Origin of the sequence: Streptomyces manipurensis, from assembly GCF_049570255.1 — a bacterium.
Classification (GTDB): Bacteria; Actinomycetota; Actinomycetes; order Streptomycetales; family Streptomycetaceae; genus Streptomyces; species Streptomyces manipurensis.
The window spans coordinates 1,746,566-1,760,217 of sequence record NZ_CP186950.1 but is presented as its reverse complement, the minus strand read 5'-3'; the positions used below and the strand labels follow the sequence as shown (position 1 = coordinate 1,760,217).

The window sequence follows — 13,652 nt, the reverse complement described above, 5'->3', positions numbered from 1 at the left end:
CGGGCGCGCGTCAGAGCAGGCTCTTCAACCGCAGCAGGTCGCGGAAGCCCGCCTCCAGCCGGACCCGGCCGGAGGCCCAGGCCTTCGCGAACTTCAGCTCGCCCCCGACCATCGCCACCAGGTCGTCGCCGGTCATCGCGAGCCGGATCTCGGCCTTGGTGGCGGGCGGGCCGGGGGAGACCGCGTCCACCCGGATCCGGCCCGCGTCGAGGCGGCCCGTGAAGGTCTGGTCCAGGTCCGTGATGTGGCAGCTCAGGGAGCGGTCGAAGGCGGCCGCGCCGCGTACGCCGTCGTCGGCCCGGGCGAGGTTGTCGGAGAGGGTGTCGAGTGCTGCTCGGCACTCATGGATCGTAGCCATCGTGATCACGACCGTACCGCAGAGGCGTGCGCGGTCGCGGGGGGCTTCGGGGTAGCGTCGGGGCATGAGCGACGAAGCAGCCGGGATCCCCGGCGGGGCCGTGGCGGCGGCCGGGCCGGAGGCCGGGGACGCCGCGGGGCCCGCACCGCTGGGTGTCGTGCGCACGCCCACCGGCCACGCCGGGGTGGACGCGCACCTGGCGCGGCTGGCCGACGCGGACCACCTCGAGGCCGACGGACACCTCGAGGTGTACGAGGATGTCCACCGGGGGCTGCGCGAGGCGCTGGACGCGCTGGACGCACCGCCCCTCCCCGGTCCGTACGAAAACAGGAGCTGAACCGAACGTGGCAGGAGTGGCACGCCGCCGCCTGGACGCCGAACTGGTACGCCGCAGCATGGCCCGCTCGCGGGAGCACGCCGCGCAGCTGATCGCCGCGGGCCGGGTGACCGTCGGCGGCACCACCGCGACGAAGGCCGCCACCCAGGTGGAGACCAGCGCGGCCCTCGTGGTCCTCAAGGACGACAGCGACCCCGACTACGTCTCCCGCGGCGGGCACAAGCTCGCCGGGGCCCTCGCGGTCTTCGTGCCGCAGGGGCTGCGGGTCCAGGGGCGCCGGGCGCTGGACGCGGGCGCGTCCACCGGCGGCTTCACCGACGTGCTGCTGCGGGCGGGCGTGGCGCACGTCGTGGCCGTCGACGTCGGCTACGGCCAGCTCGCCTGGTCCCTGCAGAGCGACGACCGGGTCACGGTCAAGGACCGGACGAACGTGCGCGAGCTGACCGTCGAGCAGATCGACGGGGTCCCGGCGGACATCGTGGTCGGCGACCTGTCCTTCATCTCGATCGGACTGGTGCTGCCGGCGCTGGTGCGGTGCACGGCGCCGGACGCCGACCTGGTGCTGATGGTCAAGCCGCAGTTCGAGGTGGGCAAGGACCGGCTGGGAAGCGGCGGCGTGGTCCGCAGTCCCGAGCTGAGGGCCGAGGCCGTGCGCGAGGTGGCGGCGCAGGCGGCCGGGCTGGGGCTGGGCGTGGTCGGGGTGACGGCCAGTCCGCTGCCGGGGCCGTCCGGCAACGTCGAGTACTTTCTGTGGCTGAGGGCGGGGGCTCCGGCGCTCGACCCGGCGGATGTTGACCGTGCAGTGGCGGAGGGGCCGCAGTGACAGATTCTTCGGGGGTTTCCGGGCAGCGCACCGTCTTCCTGCTGGCGCACACCGGGCGGCCTGCGGCCATCCGCAGCGCCGAGCTGGTCGTCAAGGGGCTGCTGCGCTGTGGACTGGGTGTACGGGTCTTCGACCACGAGGCGGTGGACCTGCCGCTGCCGCCCGAGGTGGAGCTCGTGACCGAGTCCACGCCGGGCGTGCTGGACGGGTGCGAGCTGCTGATCGTGCTGGGCGGGGACGGGACCCTGCTGCGCGGCGCGGAGTTCGCGCGCGCCTCGGGGGTGCCCATGCTGGGCGTCAACCTGGGCCGGGTGGGCTTCCTGGCCGAGGCCGAGCGCGACGACCTGGACAAGGTCGTCGACCGGGTGGTGACGCGCGCGTACGAGGTCGAGGAGCGGATGACCCTCGACGTGATCGTGCGGACCAACGGCGACGTGCTCCACCGGGACTGGGCGCTGAACGAGGCCGCGGTGCAGAAGATCTCCCCCGAGCGGATGCTCGAGGTGGTGCTGGAGATCGACGGGCGTCCGGTGACGGGCTTCGGCTGCGACGGCATCGTCTGCGCCACGCCGACCGGTTCGACGGCGTACGCCTTCTCGGCGGGCGGTCCGGTGGTGTGGCCGGAGGTGGAGGCACTGCTGATGGTGCCGATCAGCGCGCACGCGCTGTTCGCGAAGCCGCTGGTGACCTCGCCGGACTCGGTGCTGGCGGTGGAGGTGCAGAGCGGCACCCCGCACGGTGTGCTGTGGTGCGACGGGCGGCGCATGCTGGACCTGCCGGCCGGCGCCCGGGTCGAGGTCCGGCGCGGGGCGGTGCCCGTGCGGCTGGCCCGGCTGCACCACGCCTCGTTCACGGACCGGCTGGTCGCGAAGTTCGCGCTGCCGGTGTCGGGGTGGCGCGGCGCGCCGCACTGACGGGTTCGCCCGCGCGGCCGGGTGCGGGGACCCTCATCCGTCACAAGCCCGGCCGCGCGGACGGGTGTTGCCGTCGCGCCTCCAGTAATAGCACACACGTTCGAAAGATTCCCGGGTGGCGACGTCACATGGCACCCGGGAAACCTCGGTATGGTCGTCCCGTGCTTGAGGAGATGCGGATACGGTCGCTCGGGGTCATCGACGACGCGGTGGTCGAGCTGTCGCCCGGTTTCACCGCGGTGACCGGCGAGACCGGCGCGGGCAAGACGATGGTCGTCACCAGCCTCGGCCTGCTGCTCGGCGGGCGCGCCGACCCGGCCCTGGTGCGGATCGGCGCCAAGGCGGCGGTGGTCGAGGGCCGCGTCGTCGTGCGCCCGGACGCCCCCGCCGCGGTACGCGCCGAGGAGGCCGGAGCCGAGTTCGACGACGGCGCCCTGCTGATCAGCCGGACCGTGTCCGCCGAGGGGCGCTCGCGTGCCCACGTCGGTGGCCGCTCCGTGCCCGTGGGCCTGCTCGGCGAGCTCGCGGACGACCTCGTGGCCGTGCACGGGCAGACCGACCAGCAGGGACTGCTGAGGCCCGCCCGACAGCGGCAGGCGCTCGACCGGTACGCCGGCGACGCCGTCTCCGTCCCCTTGGAGAAGTACGCGGCCGCCTACCGCCGGCTGCGCGCCGCGTCCGTCGAACTGGAGGAGATCACCACCCGGGCCCGGGAGCGGGCCCAGGAGGCCGACCTGCTGCGGTTCGGGCTGGACGAGATCGCCGCCGTCGAGCCCGTGGCCGGCGAGGACGCCGAGCTCGCGGCCGAGGCCGAGCGCCTCGGCCACGCCGAGTCCCTGGCCTCCGCCGCGCAGGCCGCCCACGCCGCCCTCGCGGGCAACCCGGAGGACCCCGAGGCCGTCGACGCCAACCTCCTCGTCGCGGGCTCCCACCGGGCCCTGGAGGCCGTACGCTCCCACGACCCGGCCCTCGGCGCGCTCGCCGAGCGGATCGGGGAGATCGGCATCCTGCTGTCCGACGTCGCGGGCGAGCTCGCGGGCTACGCCGACGACCTGGACGCCGACCCGCTGCGGCTCGCCGCCGTCGAGGAACGGCGGGCGGCGCTGACGCAGCTCACCCGCAAGTACGGCACCGCGGGCACCGTGGACGGCGTCCTGGAGTGGGCCGAGCAGGGCGCCTCCCGGCTGCTGGAGCTGGACGGCGACGACGAGCGGATCACCGAGCTGACCGCCGAACGCGACGGACTGCGCGCCGAACTGTCCCTCCTGGCACAGACCCTGACGGACGCCCGGGTCGAGGCCGCCACCCGCTTCGCCACCGCGGTGACCGAGGAACTGGCCTCGCTCGCGATGCCCCACGCACGGGTGACGATCGACATCCGGCAGACCGAGGACCCCGAAGGAGTGGAAGTGGACGGCCGCCCGGTCGCCTACGGCCCCTCCGGCGCCGACGAGGTCGAACTGCTCCTGGCCCCGCACCCCGGGGCGCAGCCCCGGCCGATCGCCAAGGGCGCCTCGGGCGGCGAGCTCTCCCGGGTGATGCTCGCCGTCGAGGTCGTCTTCGCCGGCACCGACCCGGTGCCCACCTACCTCTTCGACGAGGTGGACGCCGGAGTCGGCGGCAAGGCGGCGGTCGAGATCGGCCGGCGCCTCGCCCAGCTCGCCAAGTCGGCGCAGGTCGTGGTCGTCACGCACCTGCCGCAGGTGGCGGCTTTCGCCGACCGCCAGCTGCTGGTCGAGAAGACCAACGACGGCTCCGTCACCCGGTCCGGCGTCACCGTCCTGGAGGGCGAGGACCGGATCAGGGAACTGTCGCGCATGCTCGCCGGTCACGAGGACTCCGTTTCCGCGCGGGCCCACGCCGAGGAGCTGCTGGCGGCGGCGCGCGCGGACCTCTGAGCGCGCCCCGCGCCGCGCGGACGGCAGGTGGAGGGCCCGGAACGCGTGCGTTCCAGGCCCTCCACCTGTCCCGGACCGGGTCAGCACGGCAGGTTCCGCTTACGCCGTGTGGGTGAGGCCGGAGGGGGCATCGCCGCATCTCCTGCGGGATCCGCACCCGTATGGTCCCGGAACGCGCGTGCGGACTGGCATCCTTGGCGAGGTCCCGACGTCATCTCACCCTGGAGCTTCGGCCCGTGAGCAGCTCCCCGGTCTCCACCACCGCCCCGGCACAGCCCTACGGACGCCCGCCGCTGCGCACCGTCCAGGTGCTCGGCCCCGGCGCGGGCGCGGGCAACTGCGCACACGTGCGGTCGCTGTCCACCGGCCTCGCCGCCCGCGGGGTGCGGGTCACCGTCTGCGCACCCGTCCGCGCCGAGGGCGAGTACGACTTCACCGGCGCGGGCGCGCAGTTCGCCCCCGACGCCGTGAGCGTCCTGCGCGCCGCGTGCGCCGCGGCGGACGTCGTCCACGCGCACGGCGTACGGGCCGGTCTGCGGGCCGCCCTTGCCCTGCGCGGGCGCCGGGTGCCGCTGGTGGTGAGCTGGCACGGCGAGGACCCGGCGGCGCCCGGCGCGCTCGGCCGGCTCGCCCGGCTGCTGGAACGCCGCGTGGCCAAGGCCGCGGCGGTGGTCCTCGGCGCCTCCTCGGACCTGGTGGACCTGGCCCGGCTGCGGGGCGCCCGGGACGCACGGCTGGCCCCCGTGGCCGTACCGGTGGCGTCCACGGGCGGCGACACGGTGGACCCGGGCAAGGTGCGCGCGGAACTCGGCGCGGTGGAAAGGCCGTTGCTGATCGCGGTCGGCAGCCTGGTGCCCCACCGCGGCTACTCCGTCCTGCTCGACGCGGCACGCGAATGGCGGGGCCTGGAGCCCGCACCCCTGCTGGTCATCGCGGGGGAGGGGCCGCTGCGGCCCGAACTGGCCCGCCGCATCGAGGCGGAGGGCCTGCCCGTCCGGCTGCTGGGCCGCCGTCGGGACGCGGCGCAGCTGCTCGCCGCCGCGGACCTGGCGGTCCTGCCCAGCCGCTGGGAGGCGCGGGCGCTCCTCGCGCAGCAGGCCCTGCGGTCGGGGGTGCCGCTGGTGGCCACGGCCGTCGGCGGGGTCCCGGAGCTGGTGGGGGAGGGCGCGGTGCTGGTCCCGCCCGGCCGGCCCGGCCCCCTCGCCGCGGCCGTGACGGACCTGCTGGCGGACCCCGACCGCCGGGCCGCCCTGGCGGTCGCCGGACGCACCCAGGCCGCGACCTGGCCGTCGGAGGACGACACCGTGGCCCAGGTCCTGTCCGTCTACGACGAACTGACCGAACGCCGCCGCTGAGGACCGGCCGGACCCGCCGGCCGGGACGAGGCGGCCGGACCCGGCGGGTGGGGACGGGCGGTCGGCGAGCCGGTCAGGACGGGGAGGCGTGGCGCCGGGCGCGCAGCGCCAGGCTCAGCGACAGCACCGTCTCCGGATCGTCCAGGTCCGTGCCCAGCAGCTCCGCGATGCGGGCCAGCCGGTTGTAGAGGGTCTGGCGGTTCAGGTGGAGCTCACGGGCCGTCTCCGCCTTGCGTCCCGCGTGCGCCAGGTACGTCTCCAGGGTCGGCAGCAGCGGCGGGCGGGAGGTCTGGTCGTGCGTGCGCAGCGGGCCGATCGCCCGGTCCACGAAGGCCGCCAGGTCCGGGTGTTCGCGCAGCCGCCACAGCAGCAGGTCGATGTCGAGCCGGCGGGCGTCGTACCAGGGGCGGGCCGGCAGACCGTGCGCCGCCGTGGCCGTCTCCGCCGCGTGCCGCAGCCCCGCCGAGGCGGCCGCCCAGCCGCCCGCCACCCCGACGACCACGGCGGGCGGGGCGGTGGCCCGGTCCAGGCCCGCGCGTTCGACGCCCGCCCGCAGTGCCGCCGCGACCCGGTCGGCCACCGCCGTGCGCTCCGATTCCGCGCGCAGCGACACCAGCAGCGGCACCCGGCCCTCCACCGGGCGGACGCCCAGCAGCACCGGCACCCCCACCGAGGACAGCTCCTCCAGGACCGCCCGGGCCAGCACGGCCCAGTTGCCCGACGGGCCGAGATCCGTGGACAGCCGCATCACCACCGGCAGCAGCGGGCCGCCGCCCGGCCGGAAGCCCAGGACCCGGGCCTGGGCCGGGGCGTCCTCCGCGGAGATCCGGCCCTCCGCCAGGTCCGTCAGGAAGTCGCCCCGGCCGCGCGCCGCCAGCTCCTCCTCCTGCCGCGCCTGCATCAGCACCACCGCCAGCACGCCGGCGGTCCGCTCCGCCGCCATCCGGTGCACCGGCAGCAGCGGCGCCGAGACCCCGACCAGGACCAAGCGCGCCCGGACCGAGCCCGCGCCGTGGCCCCCGCCCGGCACGTCGACCACCACCGTGTTCGCCGACGGCTCCGCCTCGCGCTGGCCCCGGAGCCCCTCCCACACCTGGAGCGGGTCCGCGCCCGCGTCCCCGGCCGAGCTGGCGGCCGCGTAGAGCAGCTGCCCGTCCGGGGTCTCCAGGAAGACCGGGTTCCCGGTGAAGTCCGCCAGGATGCGCAGCACCTGCGGGATGCCGCCGCCGCCCAACAGGGCCTCCGTACAGCGCCGGTGGACCTCCTCGGCCCGCTGGAGGAGGGCGTAGTGGCCGTTGACGATCTCGGTGTGGACCTCCTCCGTGACGGTGACGAAGGGGACCTCCCGGTGCAGCTGGACCAGCGGCAGCCCCGCCGACCGGGCCGTCTCCACCAGGGTCGCGGGCAGCCGGGTGAAGCGCGGGCCCAGCTCGACGACCAGCGCGGCGATACCCCGGTCCGCGAGGCGGCGTACGAACGCCCGCTGCTCGGCGGGCCGGGTGCCGAGGCCGAGCCCGGTGGTCAGCAGCAGCTCGCCGCCCTTGAGCAGGGAGGCGATGTTCGGGACCTCGCCCGCGTGCACCCAGCGGACCGTCCGGCCGAGCCGGTCCGCGCAGGCCACCACCTCCGGCAGGCCGCTGCGCAGTCCCGGCAGTTCCAGTGCCCGCTGAACGGTGATCCCGCCCTGGTTCTCCATGACGCGGGACGCTATCAGGGCCCTCAGGCGGGCCGGATGTTGTGGTTGAAGCGGAAGACGTTGTCCGGGTCGTACTCCCGCTTCACCCGGCCCAGCCGCCTCATGTTGTCCGCGCCGAGCCCGGAGACCACCCGGTCCGAGCCCTCGTCCCCGGTGAAGTTCAGGTACACCGCGCCGGTGCTCCACGGCTCCACGTCCGCCCGGACGTCCTTGACCCACTGCCGGCAGCGTTCGTCGTCGGCCGGATCCTCCCAGATGCCGAACGGGTGCACCACCCAGGGCGATCCCCGGTACGGCACCGGGTAGTCCGCGGGACCGGAGGCGATCGCCCCGCCCTGCGGGAAGAGGATGTGCTGGGTGCCCGTCGGCACCGGCATGGACGCGGCGCGGGCGCAGAACACGTCGACGAACGCGTCCGGCGCGGAGCTCAGGTACTCCGCCGACCAGTAGTTCCGCATCCCCGGCGGGTCGTCGATCATGCACTGGAGATCGGCGTACGGGATGGCGGTGACCATCGCGGCCTCGTGCGGCACCGCCAGCAGCGGCCGCGCGAGCTCCCGCAGCCGCTCCTCCGGGCCCGCGTACGTGAGCAGTGCCGCGCACACCAGCCTGCCCGCCAGGTGCGCCGGCACGAACTCGTCGTCCGGCGGACCGGTCAGGAAGATCACCCCGCCGCTCGCCTCCACCGGACCGCCCTCCAGCAGGTCGCGGTAGGTCCGCAGCACCTCGGCGCCGTGCTCGGGCAGGTACAGGACGAACGCGATCGCCATGGCGGGCAGTTCGTGCAGGCGCAGGGTGAGGGCGGTGGCCACGCCGAAGTTCCCGCCGCCGCCGTGGAGGGCCCAGAACAGCTCCGGGTGCTCCTCGGAGGTGGTCTCCACGACCGAGCCGTCGGCCGTCACCAGCTCCACGCCCAGCAGGTTGTCCACGGCGAGCCCGCACTTGCGGTCCAGCCAGCCGCTGCCGCCGCCCAGGACGAAGCCGCCCACCCCGGTGGTCGAGGCCCGGCCGCCGGTGGTCGCCAGCGCGTACGGGGCGCAGGCCCGGTCCAGGTGGCTCATCGTCGCCCCGCCCTCGACCCGTACCGCACGGGCCCCCGGGTGGACGGTGACCTCGTGCATCCGGCGCAGGTCGACCACCAGCGCCCCGTCGCCGAGGGCGGAACCGGAGACGCTGTGCCCGCCGCCGCGCACGGCGATCTTCAGGTCGAGGTCCCGCGCGAAGCGGACGGCGGTCGCCACGTCCTCGGCGCTCTCGCACTGGGTGATGACGGCCGGCCTGCGGTCGATCATCGCGTTGAAGACGGTCCGGGCCCCGTCGTACCCGGGGTCGCCGGGGGCGAACACCTCACCGGACAGATCCTCGCGGAGCGCGGTCAGGGCCGCGCCCGCCTTCGAGAGGGGAGCCATGGCTGCCCCCTTCCACCGGACGGAGGGCGTGGGACCATTCCAGCGTAGGCGGCGCCGATCACCGGGGCGCGGCGAACGGCACCGCACCCCGGGGCGCCGGCCGCCCGCCGGCCGCGCGGGTCTCAGCCCCCGTACGCGCCGCTCGCCGTCAGCCGCAGCGCGGTGTCGATCAGCGGAACGTGGCTGAAGGCCTGCGGGAAGTTCCCGACCTGCCGCTGGAGCCGCGGGTCCCACTCCTCCGCCAGCAGTCCGAGGTCGTTGCGCAGGGCCAGCAGCCGCTCGAACAGCCGCCGCGCCTCGTCCACCCGGCCGATCATGGCCAGGTCGTCGGCCATCCAGAACGAGCAGGCGAGGAAGGCCCCTTCGTCCCCCTCCAGGCCGTCCACACCGGCCTCGTCGCCCGCGGTCGGGTAGCGCAGGATGAAGCCGTCGGGGGTGGACAGCTCGCGCTGGATCGCCTCGATGGTCCCGATCACCCGCTTGTCGTCCGGCGGCAGGAAGCCCATCTGCGGGATGAGCAGCAGGGAGGCGTCCAGCTCCTTCGACCCGTACGACTGGGTGAAGGTGTTGCGCTCCTTGTCGTAGCCCTTTTCGCACACGTCCTGGTGGATCTCGTCGCGCAGCTCCCGCCAGCGCTCCAGCGGGCCGTCCGCGTCGCCGCTCTCGATCAGCTTGATCGTGCGGTCCACGGCCACCCACGCCATCACCTTCGAGTGCACGAAGTGCCGGCGCGGGCCGCGCACCTCCCAGATGCCCTCGTCCGGCTCGGACCAGTGCGTCTCCAGGTAGCGGATCAGCTTCAGCTGGAGCAGGGAGGCGTAGTCGCTGCGGGCCAGGCCCGTCATGTGGCCCAGGTGCAAAGCCTCGGTGACCTCGCCGTACACGTCGAGCTGGAGCTGGCCGGCCGCCCCGTTGCCGACCCGGACCGGGCGGGAGCCCTCGTAGCCGGGCAGCCAGTCGAGCTCGGTCTCGCCGAGCTCGCGCTCGCCCGCGATCCCGTACATGATCTGGAGGTTCTCCGGGTCGCCGGCCACCGCGCGCAGCAGCCACTCGCGCCAGGCGCGGGCCTCCTCGCGGTAGCCGGTGCGCAGGAGCGAGGAGAGGGTGATGGCGGCGTCTCGCAGCCAGGTGTAGCGGTAGTCCCAGTTGCGGACCCCGCCGATCTCCTCGGGCAGGGAGGTGGTCGGCGCCGCGACGATGCCGCCGGTGGGGGCGTAGGTGAGGGCCTTGAGCGTGATCAGGGAGCGGACCACGGCCTCCCGGTAGGGCCCGTGGTAGGTGCACTGGTCCACCCACTCGCGCCAGAACTCGGCGGTCGACTCCAGCGCCGCCTCGGCGTCCGGGGGCTCCGGCGCCCCGCGGTGCGAGGGCTGCCAGCTGATGCTGAAGGCCACCCGGTCGCCGGGCCCGACGGTGAAGTCGGAGTACGTGGTGAGGTCCTTGCCGTACGTCTGCGCGTCGGTGTCCAGCCAGACCGAGTCCGGTCCGGCGACGGCCACGGTGCGCCCGTCGATCTTGTGCACCCAGGGCACGACCCGGCCGTAGCTGAAGCGCATCCGCAGCGTCGAGCGCATCGGGACGCGCCCGCTGACGCCCTCCACGATGCGGATCAGCTGCGGCGCGTGGTCCTCGCGCGGCGGCATGAAGTCGATCACGCGGACGTTGCCGCGCGGGGTGTCCCACTCCGACTCCAGCACCAGCGAGTCGCCGCGGTAGCGGCGGCGGGTGGCGCGCGGGGCCTCGGCGCCCGCCGGGACAGCGGGGCCGATCCGCCAGAACCCGTGGTCCTCGGTGCCCAGGAGGCTGGCGAACACGGCATGGGAATCGAAACGTGGCAGGCACAGCCAGTCCACTGCCCCGTCCCGACAGACCAGCGCAGCGGTCTGCATGTCCCCGATCAGTGCGTAATCCTCGATGCGCCCGGACACGTGCATCTCCAGTCGAACGGCCACGTCCGCCCCGAAGGGCGCTTGCAATGCGCGTTTGCGCGGTCTCCTGTGTGCAGGGATCCCCGCGTGAGCCCATGATTCCGTATATCGGCTCGGTTAGGCCGTCCGACGGACTGCCCGGCGGTGATGTGTGCAATATCCGAGCAGGATATGACGGCACCCTAGTGATCTCGACGAGCCCGCGAGGAATGCCGTTACGCCGAACGGGTGAGGCCGAGGGCTCCCGGCCCGGCGCAGTTCGGCGCCCTGCTACCGGCCGTGTGCGGCGCGTGGCCGGAGGCGGACCGGCCCGGGCGCTGATAGGCTGGTACCCCGTGGACCGGTGGTCTGCCTGTGCGAATCAGGGGCCCCGAAACCGCAGCTTCGGCGCCCCCTGAGACCCTTCCGGATCGACGGCGGCCCGCGCCGGACGCACCTCACCTCGCGACCACGGGAGCCCCCTCTTGGCGATGCCGCCCAAATCCATGACGACCAAGCACATCTTCGTCACCGGGGGTGTCGCTTCCTCCCTCGGCAAGGGCCTCACGGCCTCCAGCCTGGGTGCACTCCTGAAGGCGCGCGGTCTGCGGGTCACGATGCAGAAGCTCGACCCGTACCTGAACGTCGACCCCGGCACGATGAACCCGTTCCAGCACGGCGAGGTGTTCGTCACCAACGACGGCGCCGAGACCGACCTGGACATCGGCCACTACGAGCGCTTCCTCGACGTCGACCTCGACGGCTCGGCCAACGTCACCACCGGCCAGGTCTACAACACGGTCATCGCCAAGGAGCGCCGCGGCGAGTACCTCGGTGACACCGTGCAGGTCATCCCGCACATCACCAACGAGATCAAGCACCGCATCCGCCGCATGGCGACCGAGGACGTCGACGTCGTCATCACCGAGGTCGGCGGCACCGTCGGCGACATCGAGTCGCTGCCGTTCCTGGAGACCGTCCGCCAGGTCCGCCACGAGGTCGGCCGCGACAACGTCTTCGTCGTGCACATCTCGCTGCTGCCCTACATCGGCCCCTCCGGCGAGCTGAAGACCAAGCCCACCCAGCACTCCGTCGCCGCCCTGCGCAACATCGGCATCCAGCCCGACGCCATCGTGCTGCGCGCCGACCGCGACGTGCCCACCAGCATCAAGCGCAAGATCTCGCTGATGTGCGACGTGGACGAGGCGGCCGTGGTCGCGGCCATCGACGCCAAGTCGATCTACGACATCCCCAAGGTCCTGCACACCGAGGGCCTGGACGCCTACGTCGTGCGCAAGCTCGACCTGCCCTTCCGCGACGTCGACTGGACCGTCTGGGAGGACCTTCTCGACCGGGTCCACAACCCCGACCACGAGGTCAAGGTCGCGCTCGTCGGCAAGTACATCGACCTGCCCGACGCCTACCTGTCGGTGACCGAGGCGCTGCGCGCCGGCGGCTTCGCCAACAAGGCCCGCGTCCAGATCAAGTGGGTCACCTCCGACGACTGCAAGACCCCCGCGGGCGCGGCGGCGGTGCTCGGCGACGTGGACGCGATCTGCGTGCCCGGCGGCTTCGGCGACCGCGGCGTGAACGGCAAGGTCGGCGCGATCACCTACGCCCGCGAGAACAGGATCCCGCTGCTCGGCCTGTGCCTGGGCCTGCAGTGCGTGGTCATCGAGGCCGCGCGCAACCTCGCGGGCATCGAGGACGCCAACTCCACCGAGTTCGACGCCTCCACCCCGCACCCCGTCATCTCGACCATGGAGGAGCAGCTGGCCTTCGTCGAGGGCGCGGGCGACCTCGGAGGCACCATGCGCCTGGGCATGTACCCGGCGAAGCTCGCCGAGGGCTCCATCGTGCGCGAGGTCTACGGCGACCAGGCGTACGTGGACGAGCGCCACCGCCACCGCTACGAGGTCAACAACGCCTACCGCGGCGAGCTGGAGAAGAAGGCGGGCATCGTCTTCTCCGGCACCTCCCCGGACAACAAGCTCGTCGAGTACGTCGAGTACCCGCGCGAGGTGCACCCCTACCTGGTGGCCACCCAGGCCCACCCGGAGCTGCGCTCCCGCCCGACCCGCCCCCACCCGCTCTTCGCGGGCCTGGTCAAGGCGGCCGTGGAGCGGCAGCAGTCCGCGAAGTGAGCGCCTGACCGCATAACGTAGACGGCCGGGGTACGGAAGATCCGTACCCCGGCTGTCGCGTTCGTGGAGGGCTACGGGGAATGAACATCAAGGACACGCCGGAAACCTGGGAGACGCTGTCGACCCGGCGGCCCTTCCAGGGCGCCAAGACGGCGGTGGACTCCGACGAGGTCCGCATGCCGGACGGATCCACCGCCCGCCGCGACTACCAGGTGCACCCCGGCTCGGTGTGCGTGCTGGCCCTGGACGAGCAGGACCGCGTGCTGGTCCTCAGCCAGTACCGCCACCCGGTCCGGCGGCGGCTGTGGGAGCTCCCGGCCGGGCTGCTGGACGTACCGGGGGAGAACCCCCTGCTCGGCGCCCAGCGCGAGCTGTACGAGGAGGCGTACGTCAAGGCCGAGGACTGGCGGGTCCTCGTCGACTTCTACGCCTCGCCCGGCGGCTCGGACGAGGCGATCCGCGTCTTCCTCGCCCGGGGCGTATCGGAGGCGGACGGCGAGCGGTACACGGAGTCCGGCTCGGAGGAGGCGGACATGGAGGTCACCTGGGTGCCGCTCGCCGAGCTGGTGCGCGGGGTCCTGGCCGGCGAGCTCGGCAACCCCGGCCTGGTCACGGGTGTGCTCGCGCTCTCGGCCGCACGGGCCTCGGAGGGCGGCCCCGACGCGCTGCGCCCCGCCCTCGCGCCCTGGCCGGCCCGCCCGTACGAGGCCTAGGCCGGCTCCTCCGGACCGTGCCGGGCCCGCGCCCGCACCCGGTCCTCCGGGCCCGCCCGGAGGACCGGTTCCCCGCCGGCCGCATGGCGCGCGGGGTA

The 13,652-nt window shown here is 74.1% G+C and carries 11 protein-coding genes; 7 read left to right on the top strand and 4 right to left on the bottom strand.

The features are described from left to right. Nucleotides 1-10: 10 nt before the first annotated feature. Nucleotides 11-358: an SCP2 sterol-binding domain-containing protein gene (locus tag ACPU2J_RS08080; protein ID WP_361603136.1), complete on the bottom strand. Its 348-nt coding sequence runs from the start codon at nt 356-358 to the stop codon at nt 11-13. A 64-nt stretch (nt 359-422) separates the two neighbouring features. Here ACPU2J_RS08080 and ACPU2J_RS08075 point away from each other — a divergent pair, with 64 nt between their 5' ends. The 5 genes from ACPU2J_RS08075 to ACPU2J_RS08055 all read left to right on the top strand — a co-directional run bounded on the left by ACPU2J_RS08075 (nt 423) and on the right by ACPU2J_RS08055 (nt 5,685). Then, on the top strand, nt 423-695 hold the full coding sequence (locus tag ACPU2J_RS08075; RefSeq protein ID WP_361603139.1) for a hypothetical protein: 273 nt from the start codon (nt 423-425) through the stop codon (nt 693-695). A gap of 7 nt (nt 696-702) precedes the next feature. Further along, the gene (locus ACPU2J_RS08070; protein WP_420081229.1) at nt 703-1,518 is read left to right on the top strand and encodes a TlyA family RNA methyltransferase; all 816 of its coding nucleotides are present in this window, start codon (nt 703-705) and stop codon (nt 1,516-1,518) included. After that, nucleotides 1,515-2,432, top strand: a complete 918-nt coding sequence (locus ACPU2J_RS08065; protein WP_365499253.1) for an NAD kinase — start codon at nt 1,515-1,517, stop codon at nt 2,430-2,432. The genes ACPU2J_RS08070 and ACPU2J_RS08065 overlap by 4 nt, the downstream gene beginning before the upstream one ends. A gap of 173 nt (nt 2,433-2,605) precedes the next feature. Next, nucleotides 2,606-4,330: a DNA repair protein RecN gene (gene recN / locus ACPU2J_RS08060; RefSeq protein WP_389079091.1), complete on the top strand. Its 1,725-nt coding sequence runs from the start codon at nt 2,606-2,608 to the stop codon at nt 4,328-4,330. Between the two features lie 236 nt (nt 4,331-4,566). Beyond that, nucleotides 4,567-5,685, top strand: a complete 1,119-nt coding sequence (locus ACPU2J_RS08055) for a glycosyltransferase family 4 protein (RefSeq protein ID WP_365081210.1) — start codon at nt 4,567-4,569, stop codon at nt 5,683-5,685. A 73-nt stretch (nt 5,686-5,758) separates the two neighbouring features. Here ACPU2J_RS08055 and ACPU2J_RS08050 read toward each other — a convergent pair whose 3' ends face one another. The 3 genes from ACPU2J_RS08050 to ACPU2J_RS08040 form a co-directional block, all read right to left on the bottom strand. Beyond that, nucleotides 5,759-7,381 (bottom strand): PucR family transcriptional regulator, encoded by a 1,623-nt coding sequence (locus ACPU2J_RS08050; RefSeq protein ID WP_365081213.1) that lies wholly within the window; start codon nt 7,379-7,381, stop codon nt 5,759-5,761. A 23-nt stretch (nt 7,382-7,404) separates the two neighbouring features. After that, on the bottom strand, nt 7,405-8,790 hold the full coding sequence (locus ACPU2J_RS08045; protein ID WP_420081230.1) for an FAD-binding oxidoreductase: 1,386 nt from the start codon (nt 8,788-8,790) through the stop codon (nt 7,405-7,407). A 122-nt stretch (nt 8,791-8,912) separates the two neighbouring features. Next, complete coding sequence (locus tag ACPU2J_RS08040) at nt 8,913-10,742, bottom strand: glycoside hydrolase family 15 protein (protein WP_420081231.1); 1,830 nt, start codon at nt 10,740-10,742, stop codon at nt 8,913-8,915. Between the two features lie 446 nt (nt 10,743-11,188). Between ACPU2J_RS08040 and ACPU2J_RS08035 the strand changes: the two genes are divergently transcribed. Together ACPU2J_RS08035 and ACPU2J_RS08030 are read left to right on the top strand one after the other, a co-directional pair. Then, nucleotides 11,189-12,841: a CTP synthase gene (locus ACPU2J_RS08035; protein WP_361603159.1), complete on the top strand. Its 1,653-nt coding sequence runs from the start codon at nt 11,189-11,191 to the stop codon at nt 12,839-12,841. 80 nt (nt 12,842-12,921) lie between these two features. Continuing rightward, nucleotides 12,922-13,554, top strand: coding sequence for an NUDIX hydrolase (locus ACPU2J_RS08030; RefSeq protein ID WP_361603162.1), 633 nt, complete (start codon nt 12,922-12,924; stop codon nt 13,552-13,554). Nucleotides 13,555-13,652: the final 98 nt, after the last annotated feature.

Excerpts from the sequence above, each read along its gene's own strand:
- ACPU2J_RS08080 (WP_361603136.1), bottom strand. The coding sequence starts at position 358 with ATGGCTACGATCCATGAGTGCCGAGCAGCACTCGACACCCTCTCCGAC.
- ACPU2J_RS08075 (WP_361603139.1), top strand. The coding sequence starts at position 423 with ATGAGCGACGAAGCAGCCGGGATCCCCGGCGGGGCCGTGGCGGCGGCC.
- recN (WP_389079091.1), top strand. The coding sequence starts at position 2,606 with ATGCGGATACGGTCGCTCGGGGTCATCGACGACGCGGTGGTCGAGCTG.
- ACPU2J_RS08050 (WP_365081213.1), bottom strand. The coding sequence starts at position 7,381 with ATGGAGAACCAGGGCGGGATCACCGTTCAGCGGGCACTGGAACTGCCG.
- ACPU2J_RS08045 (WP_420081230.1), bottom strand. The coding sequence starts at position 8,790 with ATGGCTCCCCTCTCGAAGGCGGGCGCGGCCCTGACCGCGCTCCGCGAG.
- ACPU2J_RS08035 (WP_361603159.1), top strand. The coding sequence starts at position 11,189 with ATGCCGCCCAAATCCATGACGACCAAGCACATCTTCGTCACCGGGGGT.
- ACPU2J_RS08030 (WP_361603162.1), top strand. The coding sequence starts at position 12,922 with ATGAACATCAAGGACACGCCGGAAACCTGGGAGACGCTGTCGACCCGG.